Annotated in this window: 21 protein-coding genes and 1 tRNA gene; 7 read left to right on the forward strand and 15 right to left on the reverse strand. The window is 56.8% G+C overall.

Annotated elements, in window-relative coordinates; genetic code table 11:
• Positions 1 to 309 precede the first annotated feature (309 nt).
• The 6 genes from DSM25558_RS18745 to DSM25558_RS18770 form a co-directional block, all read right to left on the reverse strand.
• The gene (locus DSM25558_RS18745) at positions 310 to 870 is read right to left on the reverse strand and encodes a dual specificity protein phosphatase family protein (protein ID WP_077106212.1); all 561 of its coding nucleotides are present in this window, start codon (positions 868 to 870) and stop codon (positions 310 to 312) included.
• Between the two features lie 216 nt (positions 871 to 1,086).
• The gene (locus DSM25558_RS18750) at positions 1,087 to 1,506 is read right to left on the reverse strand and encodes a hypothetical protein (RefSeq protein WP_244554254.1); all 420 of its coding nucleotides are present in this window, start codon (positions 1,504 to 1,506) and stop codon (positions 1,087 to 1,089) included.
• A 214-nt stretch (positions 1,507 to 1,720) separates the two neighbouring features.
• Positions 1,721 to 2,791 (reverse strand): hypothetical protein, encoded by a 1,071-nt coding sequence (locus DSM25558_RS18755; protein ID WP_077106214.1) that lies wholly within the window; start codon positions 2,789 to 2,791, stop codon positions 1,721 to 1,723.
• A gap of 73 nt (positions 2,792 to 2,864) precedes the next feature.
• Complete coding sequence (locus tag DSM25558_RS18760; protein WP_077106215.1) at positions 2,865 to 3,335, reverse strand: heme-degrading domain-containing protein; 471 nt, start codon at positions 3,333 to 3,335, stop codon at positions 2,865 to 2,867.
• A 37-nt stretch (positions 3,336 to 3,372) separates the two neighbouring features.
• Positions 3,373 to 4,452 (reverse strand): D-alanyl-D-alanine carboxypeptidase family protein, encoded by a 1,080-nt coding sequence (locus DSM25558_RS18765; protein ID WP_143240164.1) that lies wholly within the window; start codon positions 4,450 to 4,452, stop codon positions 3,373 to 3,375.
• A gap of 115 nt (positions 4,453 to 4,567) precedes the next feature.
• Positions 4,568 to 4,643 (reverse strand) — tRNA-Ile (locus tag DSM25558_RS18770).
• A 186-nt stretch (positions 4,644 to 4,829) separates the two neighbouring features.
• Between DSM25558_RS18770 and DSM25558_RS18775 the strand changes: the two genes are divergently transcribed.
• Positions 4,830 to 5,567 (forward strand): SIMPL domain-containing protein, encoded by a 738-nt coding sequence (locus DSM25558_RS18775; protein ID WP_077106216.1) that lies wholly within the window; start codon positions 4,830 to 4,832, stop codon positions 5,565 to 5,567.
• Positions 5,568 to 5,680: 113 nt separating this feature from the next.
• On the opposite strand, the gene DSM25558_RS18780 is transcribed toward DSM25558_RS18775, so the two are convergent.
• Together DSM25558_RS18780 and DSM25558_RS18785 are read right to left on the reverse strand one after the other, a co-directional pair.
• A complete protein-coding gene (locus DSM25558_RS18780) occupies positions 5,681 to 6,028 on the reverse strand; it encodes a hypothetical protein (RefSeq protein ID WP_077106290.1) in 348 nt (115 codons plus the stop codon).
• Between the two features lie 141 nt (positions 6,029 to 6,169).
• Positions 6,170 to 6,592 carry a secondary thiamine-phosphate synthase enzyme YjbQ gene (locus tag DSM25558_RS18785; protein WP_077106217.1) on the reverse strand — a complete coding sequence of 141 codons (423 nt, stop codon included), beginning with the start codon at positions 6,590 to 6,592 and terminating at the stop codon, positions 6,170 to 6,172.
• 280 nt (positions 6,593 to 6,872) lie between these two features.
• On the opposite strand from DSM25558_RS18785, the gene DSM25558_RS18790 reads away from it, so the two are divergent.
• Positions 6,873 to 9,425: an HWE histidine kinase domain-containing protein gene (locus DSM25558_RS18790; protein ID WP_077106218.1), complete on the forward strand. Its 2,553-nt coding sequence runs from the start codon at positions 6,873 to 6,875 to the stop codon at positions 9,423 to 9,425.
• Between the two features lie 9 nt (positions 9,426 to 9,434).
• On the opposite strand, the gene DSM25558_RS18795 is transcribed toward DSM25558_RS18790, so the two are convergent.
• The 3 genes from DSM25558_RS18795 to dnaG all read right to left on the reverse strand — a co-directional run bounded on the left by DSM25558_RS18795 (position 9,435) and on the right by dnaG (position 14,966).
• A complete protein-coding gene (locus DSM25558_RS18795) occupies positions 9,435 to 10,424 on the reverse strand; it encodes a DUF930 domain-containing protein (protein WP_077106219.1) in 990 nt (329 codons plus the stop codon).
• 116 nt (positions 10,425 to 10,540) lie between these two features.
• Entirely contained in the window at positions 10,541 to 12,595 is a 2,055-nt protein-coding gene (gene rpoD, locus DSM25558_RS18800; RefSeq protein ID WP_077106220.1) for an RNA polymerase sigma factor RpoD, read from the reverse strand.
• 391 nt (positions 12,596 to 12,986) lie between these two features.
• Complete coding sequence (dnaG, locus tag DSM25558_RS18805) at positions 12,987 to 14,966, reverse strand: DNA primase (protein ID WP_077106221.1); 1,980 nt, start codon at positions 14,964 to 14,966, stop codon at positions 12,987 to 12,989.
• A gap of 178 nt (positions 14,967 to 15,144) precedes the next feature.
• Between dnaG and DSM25558_RS18810 the strand changes: the two genes are divergently transcribed.
• Entirely contained in the window at positions 15,145 to 15,438 is a 294-nt protein-coding gene (locus DSM25558_RS18810) for a BrnT family toxin (protein WP_077106291.1), read from the forward strand.
• Positions 15,401 to 15,733: a BrnA antitoxin family protein gene (locus DSM25558_RS18815; RefSeq protein ID WP_077106222.1), complete on the forward strand. Its 333-nt coding sequence runs from the start codon at positions 15,401 to 15,403 to the stop codon at positions 15,731 to 15,733. Before DSM25558_RS18810 ends, DSM25558_RS18815 begins: the two co-directional genes overlap by 38 nt.
• Positions 15,734 to 16,013: 280 nt before the next feature.
• Here DSM25558_RS18815 and DSM25558_RS18820 read toward each other — a convergent pair whose 3' ends face one another.
• Positions 16,014 to 16,466 carry a GatB/YqeY domain-containing protein gene (locus DSM25558_RS18820; RefSeq protein WP_077106223.1) on the reverse strand — a complete coding sequence of 151 codons (453 nt, stop codon included), beginning with the start codon at positions 16,464 to 16,466 and terminating at the stop codon, positions 16,014 to 16,016.
• Between the two features lie 323 nt (positions 16,467 to 16,789).
• On the opposite strand from DSM25558_RS18820, the gene carA reads away from it, so the two are divergent.
• On the forward strand, positions 16,790 to 17,995 hold the full coding sequence (carA, locus tag DSM25558_RS18825) for a glutamine-hydrolyzing carbamoyl-phosphate synthase small subunit (RefSeq protein ID WP_077106292.1): 1,206 nt from the start codon (positions 16,790 to 16,792) through the stop codon (positions 17,993 to 17,995).
• Between the two features lie 38 nt (positions 17,996 to 18,033).
• Here the strand turns inward: carA and DSM25558_RS18830 are convergent, their stop codons facing one another.
• On the reverse strand, positions 18,034 to 19,431 hold the full coding sequence (locus DSM25558_RS18830) for an MATE family efflux transporter (RefSeq protein WP_077106224.1): 1,398 nt from the start codon (positions 19,429 to 19,431) through the stop codon (positions 18,034 to 18,036).
• A 325-nt stretch (positions 19,432 to 19,756) separates the two neighbouring features.
• On the opposite strand from DSM25558_RS18830, the gene DSM25558_RS18835 reads away from it, so the two are divergent.
• Complete coding sequence (locus DSM25558_RS18835; RefSeq protein WP_077106293.1) at positions 19,757 to 21,841, forward strand: methyl-accepting chemotaxis protein McpU; 2,085 nt, start codon at positions 19,757 to 19,759, stop codon at positions 21,839 to 21,841.
• A gap of 475 nt (positions 21,842 to 22,316) precedes the next feature.
• Complete coding sequence (locus tag DSM25558_RS18840; protein WP_077106225.1) at positions 22,317 to 22,799, forward strand: DUF2938 domain-containing protein; 483 nt, start codon at positions 22,317 to 22,319, stop codon at positions 22,797 to 22,799.
• 141 nt (positions 22,800 to 22,940) lie between these two features.
• Here the strand turns inward: DSM25558_RS18840 and DSM25558_RS18845 are convergent, their stop codons facing one another.
• Together DSM25558_RS18845 and DSM25558_RS18850 are read right to left on the reverse strand one after the other, a co-directional pair.
• On the reverse strand, positions 22,941 to 23,834 hold the full coding sequence (locus DSM25558_RS18845) for a KPN_02809 family neutral zinc metallopeptidase (RefSeq protein WP_077106226.1): 894 nt from the start codon (positions 23,832 to 23,834) through the stop codon (positions 22,941 to 22,943).
• A gap of 59 nt (positions 23,835 to 23,893) precedes the next feature.
• Positions 23,894 to 24,562, reverse strand: coding sequence for a glutathione S-transferase (locus tag DSM25558_RS18850; RefSeq protein WP_077106227.1), 669 nt, complete (start codon positions 24,560 to 24,562; stop codon positions 23,894 to 23,896).
• Positions 24,563 to 24,674: the final 112 nt, after the last annotated feature.

A 24,674-nucleotide genomic window follows, 5' to 3' on the forward strand; every position in this document is an offset into this window, starting at 1 on the left:
TGCCTGGCCTGTACTCCAGTGCTTTCCCGCAGGATACGCGCAGACATCGAAGCGGGCTTTGGAAATGTCGATACCAACAACGGTAAGTTCCTGTATCATGGCCTTGCTCCCAGTCTTGTGGTGCGGGCGAAAGCCCGATCAACCGTTCGGGGTCAAAGGGAGCAGGCAGGGCCTTGCTTGATGTCGGCTCTTTCAAACCGGTGCGGAAATACGGCCTCCTGCCTGCATTGACCGGGATGCGCGTCCCGGTCAATGCAACAAGTAAACCACATTTCGTCCACACAAGTGCGGGATGACGGAGGAGATGTTTTAGAACCCTATCGTCTCTTCGAAATCATCCCAGGACTGGTACATCTCATAGCGCCCGACGCCCTTGATTGGCACATGCCCGTAATAGGGTGAAAGCTGGAATTCGGCGGCCTGTTCGCTTTTCTTGGCCACGGCTCCGACATAGATGGCGGAAGCAAGACCAGTGCGGTTGGCACCGTGTTCGCAGTGGATGAGGATGGGCTTTGGCGCATCCTTCATGATGCGCACCAGTTCTTCAGCCTGATCTTGAGGAAGCTCCTTGCTGGAACTCAGGGGGAAATCGATAAGCTTGACGCCATTGGCATCTGCGGCGGCTTTTTCGTCGCGGTACCAGTCTTTGCGGTCTTCGTTGCGAAGATTGATGATGGTCTTGATGCCGAATTGCTGCGCGTATTTCGTCACGTCTGCACCGCTTGGCTGCGCGGACCGGTAAAGCTCACCCGGCAGAACCTCATGGAAATTGCCCGTCAGTTGATTGATGCCCATATGCGCGCCGACGGATGCGGGCAAAGCGACGAGGCAAAGAACGCCTATTTTCAAAACACGAGATACAGAAACCAAAACGCAACCTTCTGGAGCAATTCAAGAATTGCCGCTCAAGTGGCACCGCCAGAAGACACATACAAGAGCGCCAGGGTTGCATGGCCACGGGCGAAAGCGCATCTCCCGTGCACGCAAAAACAGCGCGGCCGTTACCAGCCAGTTTTATTAGTGGATTTTTTGGACGGGAAATCGACCATCAAAAAATCGTGAGAGCAGGCTCGATGCGCCTTATGTCTAGTCGAACTCAGCCGAATCGATGGTGACCCGCCACTCGAGATTTTTGGGATCGACCGTCTCGTTGTTGCGCAACCGGAATGGACGGCACGCGGCATAGGTTTCATTCGCCTCGATCCGACGCTCGCTGACCTGATAGGGATCGAAGGAAACAGAAGCTCGGAATGCCGCCTCGAAACCTTCCAGCGTATAGGTCAGACGACGCACGGCAACATTGTTGGTGTTCTGAAAGCTCAGCCGAATAGGCGCATTCGCCTCTGTGCAGGTTGGATCGAACGAGGCCGTGGCAATGATCGCCTTCACCCTTTCGCCGGACCGCAATCCATCAAATAAAATCCAGGCTGCGGTTCCTGACCAGATGACCGCAAGCCCGATAACGACCGGCTTGAGACGTTTGGGATAGGCGATCAAAAAAAGCATCAAGATCGCAGTTAAAACGATGCCAACGATCATAGGCGCTGCATGCCTTGCGCTTCGGTCGTCAATTTTTTCAAGATGATATCTCCCCCAATCAATCTGAATATCCGAGCACCGATGCGGCGGCGGGCACTCCGTGTCAAGCTACACGCAATGCCGTTGAGCGATCAAAGCCTCAAATGCCAAGGCTCGATCCGCCGACAACACCTTTTCGTGATTATACGCCAACCGTGCTGCGCGGCCTGCGCAGGGCTTCGGCGAGCGTATAGCCGACGGCGACCAGCACCAGCAAGGTCGTGCCACTGAGCGGAACCGGCATAGCCAGCTTTTCCAAAACGAACGCACCACCCAGCACCAGCACGATCTGCACGGCGGCAAGCATCAGCAGCGTGGGCGTAAGCAAGATAACGCCGTTGCGGGAAAACAAACGACGATAATAAAAGACGAAAATCGGGATGAGAATGGCTGTCGTGGCAAGAACGTAAACCTTGAGCCAATTGGCATCCGGCAATGAATCCGGCGCTAGAAACGCAAGCGGCGTCAAAAGATAGCCACCGGCGCTTGCCGCCAGCAGCGGAGGCCAGACGACGATGTTCAGCAAGGGGACATGCCGCTTCACCGTTTCGTCGGGAGCGGACTTATCGTAGCTGATCATGACCGCACGCGTGGCGAATATGCTCAGTGCAGCGCCAACGGCGATGACGACTAACGTTACCAAAAGCTGCGAACCGGTCACCACGCCCGTGCGCAGGAGATCAAACGATAAGGAAAACTGGGCAGGCAGACCCATCAAGGCTGGCAGGAGCCACAAAATCCAGAACCCGGCAACGAGGCTCGGCAGAATCACGCGTCTCGACAAAAACAAAAGGACAGCCGTGCTACCAAGCAGCGAAGCGACGAAGCCCAACGGGCCAAAACGACTATCATCAGCCAAAATCCCCATCGCCGACATCGCTTCCGAAATGGCATAGGCTTGCGAAGCGGCCAGCAACAGCGCGACCACGCCCTCACCGAGAACAAGAACCAGGCTGTTTTCGACACGGGGAACGATGAGACGGATGATTTGCCCAAGCGCAAGCGCTGTCAAAATAGGCCCGACACCGAGAGCAAGGAGAGAAAGTTGCGAGGGAATGCCATCCGCTGTGCGCGCCGCCATGAATGACGGATCGAGCCCCGGCAGCGCGATGTTCCAGCCGATGATGGCCACAAGCGAAACCAGAAGCACCTGTCCGACCACGGCAAGCGGCCCGCCGCGTCGGGCGCTCATCTTGTCAACCATAACGCTCATCAGGCACTCCCATTACGCAACCATAGATCATAGCGAAACTCGGTGACCTGTCACGCCTATTCCGCAAGACGGCTCAGTTTGGCAGAAGTTCTTTCAAGCTGGCGGTGATCATTGCATGATCCTCGACATCTGGCAGTCCACTGACCGCCACGGAACCAATCAGCGTTCCGCCGCGCAAAACGAGGGGAAATCCACCGCCGCTGGCCACGAATTGGGACACCGGCAGACCGAATTTCGCGTTGAAATCATAGCCCTTCGCTTCCGCTTCAAGCCGAACCCGCAATGAACTGCGGTGGAAGCGGTGAACGACTGCGCATTTGCGGCTGGTCCAGCCGAAATTATCGATTGTCGCACCCGGGAGAAGGCTCGCAAAAACGACATCTGTGCCATGCCTGACTTCAATGGCGACGGGCAGCTTCAAAGACGCCGCCTGCTGCCTGAGGTGGCTGCCCAATATCCAGGCGAAATCATAATTGAAGCTATCAAGCCTCAAGGCCTCTTCTTCGGCAATCAAACTGGCTACGGTCGGTACTTCCAGGGCCATGACATTTCCTCCAATGTTCTGCATTCGCGAGAAGCTTTTATCCTGCGGAACCGGTTGCCGGTTGTGGCTGCAATGGACGTGGTTTCGGGAGGGGCACGTCGACCGCGGTATCGCTCGGCCAAGTGGTTATGGTGCGGACCTGCCCTGCGATCTGATCGTGCAGAAACGATTCGTGGCCCGGCAATCCCATCGGATAAAGCGCTTCGCGCTCGGCCTCATAGGCAGCACTTTTGTCTGTGCAGAGACGGATGCGCATATCCTGCGGTACGACCTCGGGACGGTTTTGCACCGCCTCCACAGACCCTGATGCCGTCAACTGGCCGTCAAATGCCTGGGTCAAATATTGCGCAGAACGTTCGTTGCGTTCCCGCTCCGTCGTGGCACCCAGAACGACCACCATCACGCGCTTGCCATTGCGCGTGGCAAGGCCGACGTAATTGCGGCCCGATGCACACAGGAACCCGGTTTTCATTCCCACAGTGCCGCTGAAACGCGTCAGCAAAGCATTGTTGGATTTGACCTCTTTACCATCAATGACGACGGCGGAGCCTTGAAAGAAGCGACTATATTCCGGAAATACCCGGTCGATTTCCATTCCGAGAATCGCAAGATCACGTGCCGTCGAATAATTGCTGCGGTCGAACAGGCCGTTCGGGCTGGAAAAATGCGTTCCCGTCATGCCAAGGCGCGTGGCCTGCGCATTCATTCGCTGAACGAACAGGCTTTCATCGGAAGCCACCGCTTCCGCCAAGGCGACAGCAACATCGTTTGCCGAGGCCGTCAGCGCTGCAAAAAGCGCATCCTCAAGGGTCATCGTGCGCCCGAAGGTGAGGCCTGATTCCAGAAATGCCTGTTTCGTCGCGTTGCGCGTCATCATGACCGGCGTGGTCAATGTCACCTCACCGGACCGAAGCGCCTCGAAAACAACCAGTGCCGTCATGAGCTTGGTCGTCGACGCCGGGTACCACGGCACCCCGGCATCCTCCTGATAAAGGACCTGACCGCTTGCCGTATCGACCACCAGCACAGGCGTGGCACTGGCCGCGCCCCACGCAAAAAGGGAAGCCGCAAATACCACTCCTGCCCCTAACCGTCCGGCCAATATCGTTCTCATCATCTATCAGTCTCCACGCAGTCCTATCCTCTGACATGAGAGGTGATGCAGATACAAGCCGCTAAGGCGCGATCTTGGCAAGTCTGGGATAGAAGACGTGGGAATGTCAGAAGATGTGTGGTGGGCCCGGAGAGACTCGAACTCCCAACCAAGCGGTTATGAGCCGCCGGCTCTAACCATTGAGCTACAGGCCCTTCCGATTGCGTGAAGCGGGTCGGAATGCGGGGTTGCAATGGTTCAACCCGGCGCGGATTTGGCTTTAGCGGAATTTTTTGGATGCGACAAGCCGTTGTCATGGTCGCATGGGCAAACTATGCCGTATTAGTCCCATAATCTCCTGCGACACCGGCAGCAGGGACGCTAAAATAAGAGGAGCTTCAATGACATCGATACTAGCACGCACCGTGGCGCTTGGCGCTTTTACCGCACTTGCCGTTCTGCCCATGGCCGTATCGGCCCAAGAAAGCACGAAGCGTGAGCCTGTTATCAGCGTTTCGGGAGAAGGTGACGCGGCGGTGGCACCGGATATGGCGGTTTTGTCGTTCAGCGTGGTGAAGCAGGCGGAAACGGCGGCGGCGGCGCTGACCGAAAACAGCAAGGCCATGAAAGAGGTTCAGGCTGCTCTGAAATCCGCAGGCATTGCCGACCGGGACTTGCAGACGAGCAATTTTTCCGTGCAGCCGCTTTACAAGCAGTTCGAGCCGAAGGACGGCGTTTATGTTCCGCCTGAAATCACTGGTTATCAGGTCACCAATGGCTTGACGGTGCGGGTGCGTGATCTTGCCAAGCTGGGCGAGATTCTGGACAGCTCGGTCAAGCTTGGAATCAATCAGGGTGGCGATATCGCCTTTACCAATGACAAACCCGATGCGACCGTGACAGAAGCGCGCAAGGCAGCGGTAGCGGATGCCGTTGCCAAGGCGAAGACGCTGACGGAAGCAGCCGGTGTGAAACTCGGACATATTCTCGAAATCAGCGAGAACATGCAGCGGCCTATGCCTGTTCCGCCGACCATGATGCGGGCTGCCGCTATGGAAAAATCCGATAGCGTACCGATCGCCGCCGGTGAAAACACCTATAAAGTCAATGTCAACGTGACATTCGCATTGGAGCAATGAGAAGAGGAGGCGCAAAACTGCGCCTCTTTTCACCCCGGTTCCACAACGAAAAAACCCCTCGCCGTGCAGTTACGGCGAGGGGTTTTCTTTGGTTCAATGGTTGGATCTAACAGTTAGCGGCGGATGACCGGGCAACCACGGACGTTTGCGAAGACCACACGGTCGCGACCTTGGCGATCAAAACCGGCAACGACGACGCGGCGCGGAGACACGTCAACAACGCGGGCGCGGCGAAGGCCCATGCGGCTGGCTTTTTCTTCGGCCATCCAAGGTGCGCAACGGTCACGATCGCGGCCGCGATCCGGACGACCCCAGCCCTGGGGGCCGCCGTGACGATAACCATCCTGCACGTAAACTCGGTATTGAACGTCCGGTCCTGCCGACGCTGTGGATGCAGTCGCAGAAATACCACCAAGGGCTATAAGGGCCGCAACGCCTGCTTTTGCAAATGTGCTGATCATTGTCATACTCCGTTTCCTCACGTTCGCCGGAATGTCTGGCATACCGGTCGACTGTCATCACGATAATCAGCGGCGTGTGAATGTTTTCCGAACCAACCGTTCAGCCTGTATTCATGGCGGCAAACTGCCGAGATGCCGCTCTCAAGCCGACAGATGCAAGACGATCTGCCGTTCATGTGGCTGGTTTCTATGTTCGAAAAGATAGATGCCCTGCCATGTTCCCAAAACGAGCTTGCCGCCGGACACCGGAATGCCGATCGACACCTGCGTCAGTGCCGATTTGATGTGCGCTGGCATGTCGTCCGGCCCTTCCATGGTGTGAACGACCCAGGCCATGGAGGGATCACTGGATGGCGGGACGAGCCGCGCGAAGAAGGTCTTCAGATCACGCTGCACATCCGGGTCGGCATTTTCCTGAATCAGCAGCGAGCAGGATGTGTGGCGTACGAAGACGGTAAGAAGGCCTTCGTCCCGAGCAGATGCTTTTATGAAGGCTTTGGCTTGGGCCGTGAACTCGTAAAGCCCCTGCCCGCGTGTGGTGATAGTGAGTGATGTTTGTGGCACTGTGATTTTTGCTTTCAGGTCTGGAACCAAACATGAGGTTGATACGTTTGATGTAATCAAGCGATGTTTTGTGCAGCCTTTCCACGTTTAAAATTAAAACGTAACGGGCACACAAGGGAACCATATAAAGAATGTTCGACTATGCCGATGTACGAAACGACAATATCCGTCAGCAAGTTCCGATACAGTTGTTCGATACATTTCTTTTAGTGCAAAATCGTTTATTGAAAGCAATAAGCCAGACATACATCGCCACAGCTTGCCATCGAAAGACCAACATATGACGTCGCCAGTTCAGCAGGTCGATCTTACAAACTGCGACATCGAACCTATTCACATTCCCGGCTATATTCAGCCGCATGGTTGTCTGGTCGCGTGTGATAGTGCCATGCGCACCGTGCTGCGCCATTCCCTAAACTGGAATGAGATCACGGGATTGCCTGGCGACATTATCGGTCGACCGATTGAAGAGTTTTTCGGCAACGATCTTGTCCACGATTTGAGAAATGCACTGACGGTGACGGCAAACAGCAGCCGCCCGGCCATGCTTCCCAAGGTCAAACTGCCGAACGGAAAAACATTCGATGTTGCGATACACCGATACAAATCGGTTTCCATCATCGAGCTTGAACCGGCCAGTGACGAATCACAGCCTTTGCACACAGCCCAGCTGATGATCGACCGCATTCGCGAAGCTGATAATGTCGACAGCCTGATTTCCCGGACCACGCGACTGGTCAAGGCGATGCTGGGTTATGACCGGGTGATGGTTTACCGGTTCGAGCAGGATGGTGCTGGTAAAGTCATCTCAGAGGCCAAGCAGCCTGCCTTGGAAAGCTTTCTGGGTCAGTATTTTCCGGCCAGCGACATTCCCCAGCAGGCACGTGCGCTCTATCTGAAAAACACCCTGCGCATCATCTCGGATTCCAATGGCGAGCGTATCCCAATCGAACCCGTGATCGATGCATCCGGCGAGCCGCTGGACCTGTCCTTCTCGCATCTTCGCAGCGTTTCCCCCATTCATTGCGAATATCTGCGCAACATGGGCGTATCGGCCTCCATGTCCATCTCCATCATCAATGATGGTGAATTGTGGGGCCTGATTGCCTGTCATCATTATTCTCCGCGCATCTTGCCGATGCCCATGCGGATTGCAGCCGAGATGTTCGGAGAGTTTTTCTCACTGCATCTCCAGGCATTGAAGCAAAAGAAAAAGCTGGCCACCGCCTATGACGCACATGCGTCACTCGACAAGTTCCTGCGTCTTGCCGCCCATCACAACAATGTCGAGGAGCTGCTGGTCGAGAACCTGCCTGATTTTAGTAGGCTTCTGCCCTGCGATGGTGTCGGTGTGTGGATGAACGAGCGCTGGTTCAGCATTGGCTATGCGCCGCCGGAGCTGTTGGCACCGCAGCTGGGGCGGTTGGTGAGTTCCGTTTCAGAAGGCCGTGTCTGGGCGACCCACGCTTTGATCCACCATCTGCCGGAAGCGGAAAGCGTTTCCGGCGACGTTGCCGGCGTGCTGGCCGTTCCGCTCTCTCAGGTCAAGAACGACTACCTGATGTTCTTCCGGCGCGAGCTGGTCCAGACACTGAATTGGGGTGGTAACCCCGATAAATCCTATGAAACAGGCCCGCTGGGCGACCGGTTGACGCCCCGCAAAAGCTTCGCGCTGTGGAAAGAGACCGTTCACAAGCAGGCGCAGCCATGGACGGAAGAAGACCGGCAGATTGCCGAAGCCGCCCGAGTCGCCCTCGTGGAAGTCGCCTTCCGCCACAGCGAATTGATGGCCGGTGAGCGTGCGCAGGCGGAAGTGCGCCAGCGTATGCTGAACGAAGAGTTGAACCACCGCGTCAAAAACGTCCTGGCCATCATCAAATCACTGGTCGGCAATCCCACGCAGGAAGGCCGTACACTTCAGGAATATGTTTCCGCCTTGAAGGGACGCATTCAGGCGCTGTCCTTTGCGCATGACCAAGTGGTGCGCGGTGAAGGCGGCGGGTTGCTTCGGGATCTGCTGGACGCGGAGCTATCGCCGCATCGCTCGCCTGACAGTGAAATTGAAGCCAATGGCCCGAATATCCTACTGGATTCACGCGCATTTTCCGTTATGGCACTGGTGCTGCACGAGCTGGCCACCAATGCTGCAAAGTACGGCGCACTTGCGCTGGCCGGCGGTAAGCTTTCGATTTCGTGGGAGCTGAACGATGTCGGCGATTGCGTGATCTCGTGGCGCGAGACGGTGTCTGCAACCGTTACACCGCCAACCAGAACCGGCTTCGGCTCAGCCCTGATCAGCCGCAGCGTGCCCTATGATCTGGGTGGCAAAAGCAAGATTACCTACCACACGCACGGCATCGAAGCCGAAATCGTGCTGCCTGCCCGCCATGCAACGGCCGGGCCTTCCTCCGCGACGCATGATGCTGCGGTCGGCATTCACAATGATTACACACCTTATTCCGCGGAGGAACCATTGCGGGTATTTCTTGTTGAAGATCAAATGCTTATCGCCATGGATGTCGAGTACATGCTTGAATCCCACGGTGTAACCAACATCGAGACATCAACATCGTCAGCAGCGGCGCTGGATAAGCTGAAAAGCCAGACACCCGATGTCGCCATTCTGGACATCAATCTCGGCTCGGACACATCCATTCCCGTGGCCTACGAGCTTCTGCGTCGCAACATTCCCTTCATGTTTGCAACCGGTTATGCCGACGGCATCATGATCCCGCCGGAGTTTTCTCACGTTCCTGTCATCCGCAAACCCTATGATGAAGAGGCTTTGATGGCCACCATCGGGCGGTTGGTGGATAAGACGGTTGCTGCTTGAACGGCGCTGCTAACGCAGGACCAGCCCTAGCCGCTTGATATCGTCGGGAGACAGTTGCGGGCCAATTCTGTATCGAAAGTCGGTGACGAGGTAATTATCGATATCGACTTCGCAGCGGTAATCGATGGGAAACCACTGCGTGCCGACATTGAATGCGCCTTTAGCGTCCATCACATTTCCGACAATCGGATAGTTCTTGCCCGTATGCGGCTCCAGCCCGTCATAATGGCCTTTTTTGTCTTCCTTGATCTGCGCCATCGCCTCGGCAACGCACAATTGCCCCACCCTTTCGCGGGGTGGCAGGTTGCCCATGATCTGTCGCAACATTGGACCGGGGCGCTTTGCACCGACGAGTATCTTTTTCGCAGGCTTGAGCGCGGGATCACCCTCACCATCAGGCGGCGCTTTTGCGGGCTGCGCAGGTGCCGGCGTCACCTCCGGCTTGGGTATCGGAACAGCCACGGCGGCAGCATCGGCAGGCACGGGCGCGTCAGCAGCCGGTATTTCCCCCTGCTCCGCAGCCGGTGCCGTGGGCGGCGGCTCGGACGCCGGTTCGGTTTCAACCGGATCTGGAGACGGTGGGGCCGCAGGCTGTGGGGTCTCCTCCTGTTTATCCGGTGTCTTCTGCTCCTCACCGCCGGCGTCCTGCTGGCCAGGTTCATCGCGTTCATCCATCTGCGTTGGACCGGGACGAATGGCCACGTTTGGCATCTGCGATGGCGCAGGCGGTTGTGGAGGCTCCTCCTTGGGCTTTTCTTCCGCAGGCGGCGGTGGAGGCTCTTCGGCCTTCTTCTCTTCCGGCTTTTTCTCTTCGGGTTTTGGTGGCGGTTCCTCTTTGGGTGGCTCTACCATTTCCACGCTGACGCTCTCCGGCTCGGCGGGTGCTGGCGTAGGTCCCGGCCACAGCAGATAGGTCGTGCCGATAAGAACATGCAGCATGATCGAGAGCGGGATTGTCCAGCTCCCCTGCCACCATTTGTTCTTGCCGGTCGTTACCATCAGGGCATCATGTCCTTTGATTGCTAGAGATAGCGGTTTCCGGTGCAATCACCATCCGAAAAAAGAAAAACCCGGCCAGAAACTGACCGGGTTTGATGTCTTCCACTGACGAAAACTCAGCTGTCCAGGAACGAGCGCAGCTTGCGCGAACGGCTTGGGTGCTTGAGCTTACGCAGAGCCTTGGCTTCGATCTGACGAATACGTTCGCGGGTCACCGAGAACTGCTGTCCGACTTCTTCCAGCGTGTGGTCCGTGTTCATGCCGATACCGAAGCGCATGCGCAGAACGCGCTCTTCGCGTGGGGTCAGCGAGGCCAGAACGCGGGTCGTGGTTTCGCGCAGGTTGGCCTGAATAGCAGCATCGATTGGCAGAAGCGCGTTCTTGTCCTCGATGAAGTCACCCAGATGCGAATCCTCTTCGTCACCCACGGGGGTTTCGAGTGAGATCGGCTCCTTGGCGATCTTCAGGACCTTGCGGACTTTTTCAAGCGGCATGGCCAGCTTTTCAGCCAGTTCTTCCGGTGTCGGCTCGCGACCGATTTCATGCAGCATCTGGCGCGATGTACGAACGATCTTGTTGATCGTTTCGATCATGTGCACCGGAATACGGATGGTACGGGCCTGGTCGGCAATCGAACGGGTGATTGCCTGACGGATCCACCATGTCGCATAGGTCGAGAACTTGTAACCGCGACGGTATTCGAACTTGTCGACCGCCTTCATCAGGCCGATATTGCCTTCCTGAATAAGATCGAGGAACTGCAAACCACGGTTGGTGTATTTCTTGGCAATCGAGATAACCAGACGCAGGTTGGCCTCGACCATTTCCTTCTTGGCGATGCGCGCTTCGCGCTCGCCCTTCTGGACCATGGAAACGATGCGGCGGAATTCAGCGACGGAAATACCGGTTTCCTGCGCCAGATTCTGAATTTCCATACGGATATCGCGGATCGTGTTGTTTTCTTCGCGCGCGAATTCCTTCCAGCCTTTGGCGGCCAGATTGGCAATCGACTTCATCCAGTTCGGATCGAGCTCTGCACCGTGATACTGCTCCAGGAAGCTGTCACGCTTGACGCCATAGGATTCGGCGAGGCGCAGAAGGCGACCTTCGTTCTGCATCAGACGCTTGGAAATGTCGTAGAGCTGCTCGACAAGGCTGTCGACGCGGTTCTGGTTCAGCGACAGCGACTTCACAGCCGTGATCAACTGATCCTTCAGTTCCTTGTAGCGACGTTCCTGGCCGGTGGACAGCGTGCCGGTGCAAGCAAGACGTGCCTCGACCTGCTGGTCCTGAAGCTTGCGCAGCTTCTTGTAGGTGTCGGCAATCGTATCCAGCGTTTCCATGACCTGCGGACGCAATTCGGCTTCCATCGCAGCCAGAGAAAGGTTGGACTCGTCGTCGTCCTCTTCTTCCTCTTCATGCGGAAGGCCTTCGCCGCCGACATTGGTCACATCGTCTTCACCGCCCGGATTGCGCAGACGACGAACCTTTTCCTTCTCTTCGGCAGCCTTGCGGTCAGCCTCGATCTTTTCCGGGCTCTGGAACTGCGGCGCAGCCTTGGCTTCAGGGCCGGAATAGGTCGTTTCGAGATCGATGATCTCGCGCAGCAGCGTCGTGCCTTCGTTGAGTTCGTCGCGCCAGATGATCAGCGCCTGGAACGTCAACGGGCTTTCGCACAGGCCGGAGATCATCGTCTCGCGGCCAGCCTCAATGCGCTTTGCAATCGCGATTTCGCCTTCACGCGACAGAAGCTCGACCGAGCCCATTTCGCGCAGATACATGCGAACCGGGTCATCGGTACGGTCTGTCGGCTCTTTCTTCTTGGCTGTGGCGAGCGCAGTGCCAGCGGACGGCGCAAGTTCGCCACCCTCGGCTTCTTCATCCTCGGCATCTTTGTCTTCGGCTTCCGCAGGCGCCTCTTCAGCGTCCTCGTCCTCGACAACATTGATGCCCATCTCACTGAGCATCGCCATAATGTCTTCGATGCGATCAGGATCAACCTGATCCGACGGCAGAACTTCGTTCAGCTCATCCATAGTGACGTAGCCGCGTTTTTTCGCGGCCTTGATCATTTTCTTGACCGCGTCATCTGAAAGATCGAGAAGCGGCCCATCCGTAGCGCTATCGCGTTCGTTTTCTGCTTCTTCGTTTTCTTTGACTTTGGTTGCCATCTATCTCGTCGCTTTCCCTGACGCTAACATCCGCTTCGCCGCAAGCCTGATTGCCTCGAAAGGCACCCGGCACTGGCGACGAATCACTGTTAAACACCTAACGGAGTGATCTTTAACTGCCGATTAAATACGGCTACCACTGGCGGAATACCAAGACTGTGCATCCAGAAATGCTTTTTCCTGCAGTTTCGATCCGCCAAGGTCAATTCCACCTTACTGTTCCTGAAATGGTGATTCCCGCTATTTCCCGTCACGTCAAGCCTTTATGGCCCGAGCGAGGGTTAAAAACCAAAAAAGCCGCGATTGCGACAACGTTTTGCGGGCCTTCACCGACTTATCCCCTATTTAGGTCGATCTGCGTAAAAGACAAGCCTTTACCCGCGCAAAAGCACTAACCATGGCTATAAGCTGCCCCCTTGACCCTGCCGGACATGACCCCGAAACCATCGATGATCGCCTCCTGATTTTCCATGCGCCCGATTTCCAGCTGAACCTCGGACAGGGCACGCATCAACTGCACCATACGCTCGCCGTCACCCTCTTCGGTGGCGTCGGCAACCTCTCGCTCAAGCTCGATCTTCTGCCAACGCAGCGCCTTGGTGCGCTTGTGCAAAGACAGCGATTGCGTATAGCCCTCGCGCGCATCCTCCGGCGCCGCCTGCTCGGTTGCGGTCCAAAGCCGTGCATTGCGCACCTGCTGGTTCATGGCTTTCAGCAGCACATCGAAACCCTGCGCCTCCAGCCGTGCCATCAAACCATCCCGCGACAACTCAGTCGCATTTTCTGCGGCATAGGTCAGCACCTGCGACCACAGTCGTTGCAGATCACGGTTTTCGTAATCGATTGCTGCGATCTCGTCATACTCCTCCAGCAGAAGCTGCGGATGATTGACGATGGTCAGTGCCAGCACGCTTTCACGCAACGCCGGAGCCGCAAGATAGCCTTTCACCAGACCGGACTGACTGAGACGATCCGATATGCTTCCGGCACCTGTCGTGGTTCCTCGCGCCGGACCTTTTGGGCCGTTGCGACCATTGCCAGCATCGCCGCGTGAGAAGTTTCTATTGGGCGCATTGCCACGCTGAAACCGCGGCTGGAAGAACGCATTCAACCGGTCGCGCATGTCCTGCTGGTAAAAGCGACGCACGCTTTCATCCCCGATGACGGATACGATTTGGCGCAAACGGTTTTCCAGTTCGGCGCGCTTTTCCGGAGTATCGAACGTCACCGATGCGGTCTCGCGGCTCCAGATCATGGCGGCCAGCGGCTTGGCCTCCGACAACACCCGGTCGAATGGTGCCCTGCCCTCGTGGCGCACGAGGTCATCCGGGTCCTTACCGTCGGGCAGCAATGCAAAGCTCACGGAACGGCCAGGCTTGATGTGTGGCAGCGCCAGATCGGCGGCACGGCTGGCGGCGCGAATGCCCGCACCATCACCATCGAAGCACAGAACCGGCTGTGTCGACATTTTCCACAACAGGTCGAGTTGGTTTTCGGTCAGCGCGGTGCCAAGCGGTGCCACGGCATTTTCGACACCCGCCTGATAGAGCGCGATGACATCCATATAACCTTCGACGGCAATCACCGTGCCTGATGTCTGCGTGGCGCGGCGTGCGCGGGCAAAATTGTAAAGAACGTTGCCCTTGTGAAAAAGCTCGGTCTCGTTCGAATTGAGATACTTCGCCATAGCATCCGCAGCCATGGCGCGGCCGCCAAACGCAATCACCTTTTCCCGCGATGACAGGATGGGGAACATGATGCGGTCACGGAAGCGGTCATAGGACACCGGCACATTCTCATGCACCACCAGCCCGCAGGCCTCCATCTGTTCCTTGGTGATGCCCTTGCCTGCCAGATGCTCTTTCAAGGCGTTGCGGCTATCCGGCGCAAACCCCAATCGGAACGTCTCGATGGTGCGACCGCTTAAACCCCGATCCCGCAGATAAGCCCGCGCCCGCGCACCGACCGACGTCTGCAACTGGTCCTGAAAGAACAGCGTCGCCATTTCCATGACGTCCTGAAGCGATGCCCGCTCGCGCTCGCGCCGCTCCGCCTGCACATCCGGCTGCGGCATGGAAACGCCCGCCATATCGGCAATCTGCTGCACGGCTTCGGGAAAACCCATGCCGTCGAGATCGGTCAGAAAGCGGAAATGATCTCCGGATACGCCGCAACCGAAGCAGTGGTACCGCCCCTTGCGGTCCTCGCAATGGAAGCTCGGGCTCTTCTCGCCGTGGAACGGGCAACAGGCCCAGTAATCACCCTTGGACGCATTGCTCTTCTTCCTGTCCCACGTCACACGTCTGCCGATGACATCAGAGATGTTCACCCGGTCACGTATCTCGTCGAGAAATGAGTTTGAAAAGCGCATTTTGTCCTGAAGTCACTGCCTGTTTTCGGCCAGTCTTTCATATAAGCGCAGCGAGCTCCGATTACCAAGGGCAGAAACGAACAGTGCCCGTTATTCACAGGCTTGACTGTATATGCGGCTGTATATACATTTGTATTATCAAATGGCGCATGAGTGCCCGAATTCGACAAGGACACTCATGACTGATGAAACGACAGAAGTTATCTCGTTCGAATGGGACGAGAAAAAGCGTCACATCAATATCGAGAAACATCGGATCGACTTTGAAGATGCGGTTCTCGCTTTGCAACAACCGCGTTTCGAAATGAGATCCAGCAGAAACGGAGAAGTGCGAACACTCGCCATATGCCCCATAACAGATCGACTGATTGCCGTTGTATATACGATGAGAGGCGATAAATATCGGATCATATCGGCGCGCACTGCGCGAAAAAATGAGCAACAACTCTATTACGACCGTTACCCTGGATGACATCAAGCGCAAGCGTGCGCGTGGTGAGAAAAGTTTAACCGACTGGGCGCGCGTCGATGCCATGACCGATGCGGATATCGAGCGTGCGATGCGTGACGATCCGGATTGGACAGAATGGATCGATGTCGACTGGTCGAAGGCTGAACTGGTGATTCCCGCGACGAAGAAATCGATTTCCATCCGGTTGGATGAAGAGGTAATCGACTTTTTCAAAGCCACGGGAAAAGGCTACCAGACACGCATGAACGCAATATTGCGTCACTATGTGCGTGAGCAAAAAAGCAACAACGGTTGAAGCTGCCTTACATTGCCCGGCGATACCGGCTAGGCGCGAACTTCCGGCAAATTTGCGGCAGAAAAACCCTGCAAAACATTACGTTTTTGTAATTTGATGGCGGGCGTCAAACGGCGTAATTTACGCGTATCGGCATGATGCCGAGCGTAAGCGTAATGCTGGAATGTCCGGGCGATTCCCCCCAATCGCGCCCGACTATGCGCTTCTTAGCAAGCGCGCCCAGACATAAAAGGCAGGACACCCACATGTGTCCTGCCTTTACGTTTTTATGGACCCGGTTTTACTTCAGCAGTTCCTTGATTAGGGCGGAGGCCTTGCCGAAATCGATCTGGCCGGGATAACGTTCCTTGAGAACAGCCATCACCTTGCCCATGTCACGCAGGCCGGACGCTTCGGTTTCGGTGATCACGCCTTGGAGGATCGAGCGCACCTTCTCTTCTGGAATTTCCTCCGGCATGAAGCTCTTGATGATGACGATTTCCTCGCGCTCGTGCTCTGCGAGTTCGGCGCGACCGGCCTTGTCGTAAATACCGGCGGACTCTTCGCGCTGCTTGATCATCTTTGCCAGGATCTGCAGAATTTCTTCATCGGACACGGGCTCCTTGCCAATGCCGCGATTGGCGATATCGCGATCCTTGATCGCGGCCTGAACGAGGCGGATTGTCGAAAGCCGGCGTGGTTCGCGGGCTTTCATGGCGTCTTTCAAAGCGTCGGCGAAGGTATCGCGGATCATGTGTCTCTCCTTGGAAAAGCCGTCTCGACCGGCATATCCCAGCCAGACATTTCCTTCATAAATTTGGCCGTGACATAAACGAGCAACCGGGTATCGGCAAATCATTTACATAAACCATTGAATCGGTTGCTTTTAAATTCGGGGTAATTCTTGAAGGCGCGGTTGACCCTTTGCGCCCCTTTCGTTATTTTCCGGCACCTGCACAGGATTTTAACGAAGGTTACGACGCGAAGGCTTTCGCGCGCCCTTATCCGCGAAAAAAGATGACCGCTTTACACCTGCCTTTCAAGAGGCGGGCGCAAGCGGCAGAAACGGGAAACGAGATGACCGAGACAGCACCCTGGACAACCCGCAAACCCACCGCCATGCTCGTTCTGGCCGATGGCACCGTGATCGAGGGAACCGGCATCGGCGCAACCGGCAAGGCTCAGGCCGAGGTCTGCTTCAACACCGCATTGACCGGCTATGAAGAAATTCTGACCGACCCGTCCTATCTCGGCCAGATCGTCACCTTCACCTTCCCGCATATCGGCAACATCGGTGCCAACGAAGAAGACATCGAAGACCTGACGCCTGCGGCGCGGCGCGGCGCGGTCGGTGTCATCTTCAAGGCTGACATCACGGAACCGTCAAATTACCGGGCTGCCAAGCATCTGGATACATGGCTGAAAGCTCGCGGCATCGTCGGCCTTTGCGGCATCGACACCCGCGCGCTGACCGCCTGGATCCGTGAAAACGGTGCGCCGAACGCCGTCATCGCCCACGACCCGAACGGCGTTTTCGATATCGAAGCGTTGAAGGCGGAAGCCAAGGCCTGGAGCGGCCTCGAAGGCCTCGATCTCGCCATTGAAGCCACATCCGGCCAGTCATCCGTCTGGAGCGAGACACCCTGGGTCTGGAACGAAGGTTATGGCAAGCTCGATGAAGCCGATGCCAAGTATCATGTCGTCTGCGTCGACTTCGGTGTAAAGCGCAACATTCTGCGCCTTTTCGCGGGTCTTGATTGCAAGGTCACCGTCGTACCTGCGCAGACATCCGCCGAAGACATCATGGCGCTGAAGCCGGATGGTGTGTTCCTGTCCAACGGCCCGGGCGACCCAGCGGCGACCGGCGTCTACGCCGTTCCAGTCATTCAGGACCTCATCAAGACGGAATTGCCGGTTTTCGGTATCTGCCTTGGCCACCAGATGCTGGGTTTGGCAGTTGGCGCAAAGACGGAAAAGATGCACCAGGGCCACCACGGCGCGAACCACCCGGTCAAGGACTTCACGACCGGCAAAGTGGAAATCGTCTCCATGAACCATGGCTTCGCAGTCGACAACAAGTCGCTGCCTGATGGCGTTGAAGAGACTCACATTTCGCTGTTCGATGGCACCAATTGCGGCCTGCGCGTCACCGGCAAGCCGGTCTTCTCCGTGCAGCACCACCCGGAAGCATCGCCTGGCCCGCAGGACAGCCACTATCTGTTCCGCCGCTTCGTTAACCTGCTTCGTGAGAAGAAGGGCGAACCGGCACTTACTGAGCGTTGATCAGCTTCAGAAAATTATAGACGCTATACGGCCCGCTTTTAGCGGGCCGTTTGCATTTCGCGCTTCACCATGAGGTAGAAGCGCGTCGTGAGAAGAATGGCAGCAGTCGATAGACCAATCACGAAGCCGAACCAGACACCGGGGCCGCCGAAGCCAAGCGGAAAGGCCGCGATCCACGCCAGCGCCAAGCCGATGGGCCAGTAGGAAATCAGCGCCAGAATCATCGGCACGCGCGCGTCCTTCAAGCCGCGCAGCAGACCCGCCGCAACCGCCTGCATGCCATCAACCAGCTGAAACACACCGGCGATGATGACGAGCGTGCTGGCATAGGCCAGCACTTCCGGCGCGCCGGGAAGGCTGGGGTCAAGGAACCAGCTGGCCAGATATTGCGGTGCCAGCGCAAACAGCAATCCACCGCAGGCGGCGATGACACATGCCACGCCATAGACGGTTATCGCGGCCCGCACCAGGTTGGGATAATCATTCTGCCCATGTGCCACGCCGATGCGCACCGTTGCCGCCTGCGCCAGCCCGAGTGGTATCATGAAAGCGATCGACGCCAGTTGTAGTGCGATGCCGTGCGCTGCCAGTTCCAGGGTTCCAATCTGGCCCATGAGAACGGAGGCGGCCGAAAACAACGTGACTTCGGCCAGAATCGTGACGCTGATGGGAAGCCCGAGGCGGATCACCTCCCACAGAGCATGCAGGTCCGGTTTCCAGAACCGCACGAACAATTCATATCGCCGCGTTTCGTCCCGTGTCTGGATATAGACGACGATGAAGATGAAACTGAAGGCATTGACGATAACAGCCGCAAACGCCGCTCCAATCATGCCGAACGCGGGAAACCCGAAGTGACCGAGAACCAGCGCATAGGCAAGAAAACCGTTGAGCACCAGCATGGCGATGGTGACGTAAAGAACGATCCCGGCACGCCCGATGGCGCTGACCAGACCGCGCATGACATAAAACAGGAGCGCTGGCAGAAGCCCGAATTGCGCAACGGCCAGATATTGACCGGTCTGCGCAGACACTGCGGGATTTTGGCCCAGCGCCAGAAGGATTTTTTCGGCGCTGAGAAACAGCGGCACCGTCAGCAGCCAGTAGACGGTCGCCACCCACATGCCCATGCGCAGGGCGCGGCGCGCGGACGTGGCATCGCCCTGCCCGTAAGCATTCGCGACCATGGGAACGACGGCAACGGAAAAGCCCGAACCAAAAATGAAGACGACGAAATAGAACTGGCCAGCAAGCACCATGGCCGCCAGCTTTTCGGCCCCGAGTTGGCCAACGATGATCATATCGGTGGTATGGATACCAAGCTGCGCCAACTGAGCGCCGATCAAAGGAATTCCCAGCGCAAGCGTTGCCCGCAAATGCGCTGTCCACGAGTTGGCACCCACAGGGGTGCTGTAAGCCGTGACCGACGAAGACATGTATCACCTCAAAAAAACAAAAGCCGCTTTCCTGCAAAGAGTGAGGAGAGCGGCGCGTCACCTGATAGGATATTTGTTGTGATTGCGCAAGAATGCGGCAGAAGCACAAAATCTGATCAATACAAAAGATTAACGAAATGAAACAGTTACTTACCTTAAAAATAGCAGTACATGCTTTAAAAACTCAAACTTTCTTTACGCTCGACCAGTAATGGTACGGCGCAAAAAGCAACAATATTTCTGGGTGCATGAGGCACGCCACACACGCCAAGAGGCATGTCTCCATCACAATCCGGTTCCACCGGTCTCCTTTAAGGTCCAGAAATTGTCCAAAAAATCCAACTTGATGACGCGGATCGTCGTCGCGGCGTCCTGCGTCGTTGTTGCAGCATTCGCGGGTTTTTCCATTTATATTGATGGCTTGCAGCGTGATGCGGCCAACCATTTCGTTGAAGATAAAATCAACGCTGCCGGTAAACAGTCCGCCCAGAGCATTGCCAACTGGCTGAACGGCCGCGTGATGATGACCGAAATGGTCGGCGCGTCGATGGTAACGGCGACGACCCAGGAAAAGCTGGAGCTTGCCCTGCACAATGATGTGCTGGCACGCGAGTTCAAATCCACCTACTTCGGCGATGAAGCCGGTGTGTTCAACAACTTCCCATCGACCAAGATGCGCGAAGGCTACGACCCACGCCAGCGCCCGTGGTACCAGGCTGCCGTCAATGCCAACTCCACCGTTCTGACCGAGCCTTACACGGATGCCACCACCGGCAAGCTGGTGGTCAGCGCCGCCCTGCCCGTCAAGCGTGACGGCAAACTGGTTGGCGTTGCCGCAAGTGACTTCCTGCTGACGACACTGGTTTCCATGATCGGCTCTGTCGATGCGGGCAATGAAGGCTACGCGTTTCTGGTAAACAAGGATGGCAAAATCCTGATTCATCCAGACGAAGCCATGATCAACAAGACGCTGGCCGACCTCTTCCCGATCGCAACGCCGAAGATTTCCCAGGCCGTTTCGCAGACCCAAATCGGCGGTGCTGACAAGATCACCAGCTTCATTCCCGTCCCCGGTCTTCCCGGTGTCGAATGGTCGGTGGGCCTCGTCATCGACAGCAACACGGCTTTTGCGTCCATCTCGCAGTTCCGTATCGCCGCCGTTATTGCCACCATTCTGGCTGTCGCTGGCATGATCGCGTTTCTGGCATTCCTCGTGAACAGCCTTGTCATCAAGCCTGTTACGCAGATGACATCGGCCATGGACGCATTGGCGGCCGGCAATTTGAATGCGACAATTCCCGGACAGGAACGCAAGGACCAGATCGGCTCCATGGCGGCTGCCGTTGCCGTTTTCCGCACCAATGCGCAGGAGCGTCTTCGCCTGGAAGGCGACGCCGAACAGACACGCAGCCTTTCGGAACAAGAGCGGAGCGAGCGCGAACAGCTTTCTGCCAAGGACACCGCCGATATCCAGTTTGCGGTCGACTCGCTTGCCAAGGGTCTCGCCCATCTCTCGGATGGCGACCTGAATTACCGCATCAGTACGCCATTCGTGGCGCGCATCGACCGACTGCGTGAGGATTTCAACGGATCCATCAGCAAGCTGAACGGCGCTCTCGTCAATGTTGGCCACAACGCACGCGCCATCGACGCCGGTGCCAGCGAAATCCGCCAGTCTGCCGACGATCTTGCCAAGCGCACCGAGCAGCAGGCCGCATCGGTGGAAGAAACCGCAGCAGCGCTTGAAGAAATCACCACCACCGTCAAGGATTCGGCAAAGCGTGCCGAAGAAGTCGGCCGTCTGGTCGCCCGTACCCGCACCAATGCCGAACAATCCGGCGTCGTGGTGGGTGATGCCGTCAAGGCGATGGAGGGTATCGAGCAATCATCGTCCGGCATCTCCAAGATCATCGGCGTCATCGATGAAATCGCCTTCCAGACCAACCTTCTCGCACTGAATGCCGGTGTCGAAGCGGCGCGTGCCGGTGAAGCAGGTAAGGGCTTTGCCGTGGTTGCACAGGAAGTGCGCGAACTTGCTCAGCGCTCCGCCAACGCCGCCAAGGAAATCAAGGTTCTCATCAGCGCCTCGACAACCCAAGTGGAAGCAGGCGTTTCTCTGGTTGGCAACGCCGGCAAGGCGCTGGAAACCATCGTGGCCGAAGTGCAGGAAATCAACCAGCACATCAATGCCATCGTGCTGTCATCCCGCGAACAATCCACCGGTCTGCAGGAGATCAACACGGCCATCAACACAATCGACCAGAGCACGCAGCAGAATGCTGCTATGGTTGAGGAACAGACGGCAGCCAGCCATGGCCTGGCCTCGGAAGCAGCAGCGCTCAACGCTCTGCTGGAGCAGTTCCAGCTGGCAAACGCCCGTGGCAATAACGGCTACAGCCGCGCTGCCTGATTTCGCGGCCATATAAGAAGACCAGAGGCGTGACCGGAATAACGGTCACGCCTTTTTTGTTAGCAAAAGCGTGGCGACTATGGAGGAGTAACAGCGACACACTCGCCACCGTCATCCGGCACATGATGCATTGATGTCCGTTTAAATTGGGAGATATTTTGGCGTCAGCTCCTTCACGCCCGTCACCCCGCACTTGTGTGGACGAAATGTGGTTTACTTGTTGCATTGACCGGGATGCGCATCCCGGTCAATGCAACAAGTAAACCACATTTCGTCCACACAAGTGCGGGATGACGGAAGGGGGAGACGTGCGGAACGCCGAAGGAAGAGAATATTACGGCGACCCATTCACTACTTCGACATGCCGAGAACGAGCCCCTGCTGCATCCATCCCCCCAGAACAAACCGACCTTGTAGACACGGCCAAAAGCCTACACCTTATCAATACACAATTGTGAGTCGGAGGGAGGACGTCATGTTTTGGGAAATCATCTGGCGTGGGGTCGCGATGGGCATCGGCGGCACGGTGTTCATGGATATCTGGGCAATCATTCTGCACAGGGTCTTCCATCAGCCCGCCCCGAACTGGGGACCTGTGGGACGGTGGTTCTGGCATTTGCGAAAGGGCACCATGTTCCATGACAACATCGCGAAAGCAGCACATTACGAACACGAAGTCGCGCTCGGCTGGATCTCGCATTATGCCGTTGGCATCATCTACGGGGTTTTGCTTGCGTTGATCGTACCTGCGGGTTGGTTTGCCACGCCGACGTTTCTTCTGCCGTGGATCGTCGGCATCGTCACGGTCGGTGCTGGCTGGTTTCTGCTCCAGCCCGGCCTCGGCATCGGCTGGGCAGCGTCCAAGACACCCAACCCGAACAAGGTACGCGTCCTGAACCTCGTGGCGCACACGATCTTTGCACTTGGGATGTTCGTAACGGCGCTGATCATTCGCTGACGGAGTGAAATAGACCCACCCTCGGGTCATCCTCGGCCTTGAGCCGAGGATCCATGTCGCTCAGCGGGTGGTGGATGGTCGGGTCAAGCCCGACCATGACGGACGAGAGGTTTGCGGGTTCGGCTAACCCTTTGCACTCAATCAAATATCAGCCGAAAACGTATCGCAGTCCTCGACACGACCGCTTTGGAAACCGCGCTTGAACCATTCTGCGCGCTGTGCGGACGTGCCGTGGTTGAAACTATCTGGCACGACATAGCCCTGTGACTTCTTCTGCAACGTGTCGTCGCCGATCTGGTGCGCGGCGTTCAGAGCTTCCTCCAGGTCGCCCGCTTCCAGAATACCCTTCTGCTGCGTGGACTTGCCCCAGATACCGGCATAGCAATCCGCCTGCAACTCGACTTTAACAGACATCTTGTTGGCTTCGGTCTCACCCATGGACTGACGCTGACGGTTGAATTCCGGCAGGACGCCCGTCAGGTTCTGAACGTGGTGACCCACTTCATGCGCGATGACATAGGCCTGGGCAAAATCGCCGGATGCGCCGAAACGCTTGTCGAGCTCACGGAAGAAATCCGTGTCCAGATAAACCTTGCGATCGACAGGGCAATAGAACGGACCACTGGCCGACGATGCCGTGCCGCATGCGGAGCGAACCTGTCCGCCGAACAACACCAGCGTTGGCTTCTCATAGGTCTCGTTGGAGGCGCTGAAAATCTTGGTCCAGGTGTCTTCCGTTTCAGCCAGAACGGTGCGAACGAAAGCCGTCGTCTCGTCATTGGACTGGCCCTGCGGGCGCGTACCCGTCGTCTGCTGGCTGCCGCTATCGGTAGAGACATCACCGCCAGACAGAAGCGTCAGCGGGTTGATACCCAGCGCCCAACTGATCAGCAAAATGACCACAAGGCCACCGATACCGATGCCGCCGCCACGACCTCCACCTGTCGGAAGGCGAAAGCCGCCACCGCCCGTGCCGGACGACATGCCGCGCCTGTCTTCGATGTTGTCGGATTGGCGACGCCCTCTCCACTGCATATGTGTCTCCCCTTCAGTGACTTGCCTAAACGCTAGAACCTTCAAAGCGTTCCGGCAAGTCAGCTGTTGGCGTAAACATAAGCGCCGCCTTTCTTAAGGGCGCGCTGATAGGCAGGGCGCGCGCGGATCGTTTCGAGATAACGGCGGATGGCCGGTCGGTCGTTGATGCCATCCACCCGGCTCATCGCCGCCTCTACCGGAAAGCTCATGGCAAAATCCGCGCCGGTGAGTTCGCTGCCCGCAAACAGGCCGTCTTTCGCCAGCTCGCTTTCCCAATAGGCAGTATGATCCGCCAGTTGCGGATCGACGAACTGGCTGGCCACGCCTTTTGAAATCATGTTGGCCACCGGGCGCAGGAAAAATGGCACCTGACGCGGAATGCGGGAAAACAACAGTTTCATCACCAGCAGCGGCATCGCCGAACCCTCGGCATAATGCAGCCAGTAGAAATAACGTCTATATGCATCCGTGCCGTGTTCTGGCCGGAACGCTCCGTTTGCGTAGGTATCCAGCAGATATTCGATGATGGCACCGCTTTCGGCATAAATCTTTCCACCATCCTCGATAACCGGAGACTTGCCGAGGGGGTGAACGGCTTTGAGGCTCTTCGGGGCGCGCATGTCGGGACCGCGCGCATAAGTCTTCACGTCGTATTCGACACCAAGCTCTTCAAGCAGCCAGAGAATGCGGTGCGCACGGGAGTTTTCGAGATAATGAACGGTAATCATAAATGCCCTGCTCTGTGATTTGGAAACGGAGGTAATTCATTCAAATATCTCTACGTTTTTACTGGCGAAAAGGATCAGCCCGCAACACAGTTATATGCAGAGCCAACTTTCC

The organism is Agrobacterium sp. DSM 25558, assembly GCF_900100825.1.
Taxonomy (GTDB): domain Bacteria; phylum Pseudomonadota; class Alphaproteobacteria; order Rhizobiales; family Rhizobiaceae; genus Agrobacterium.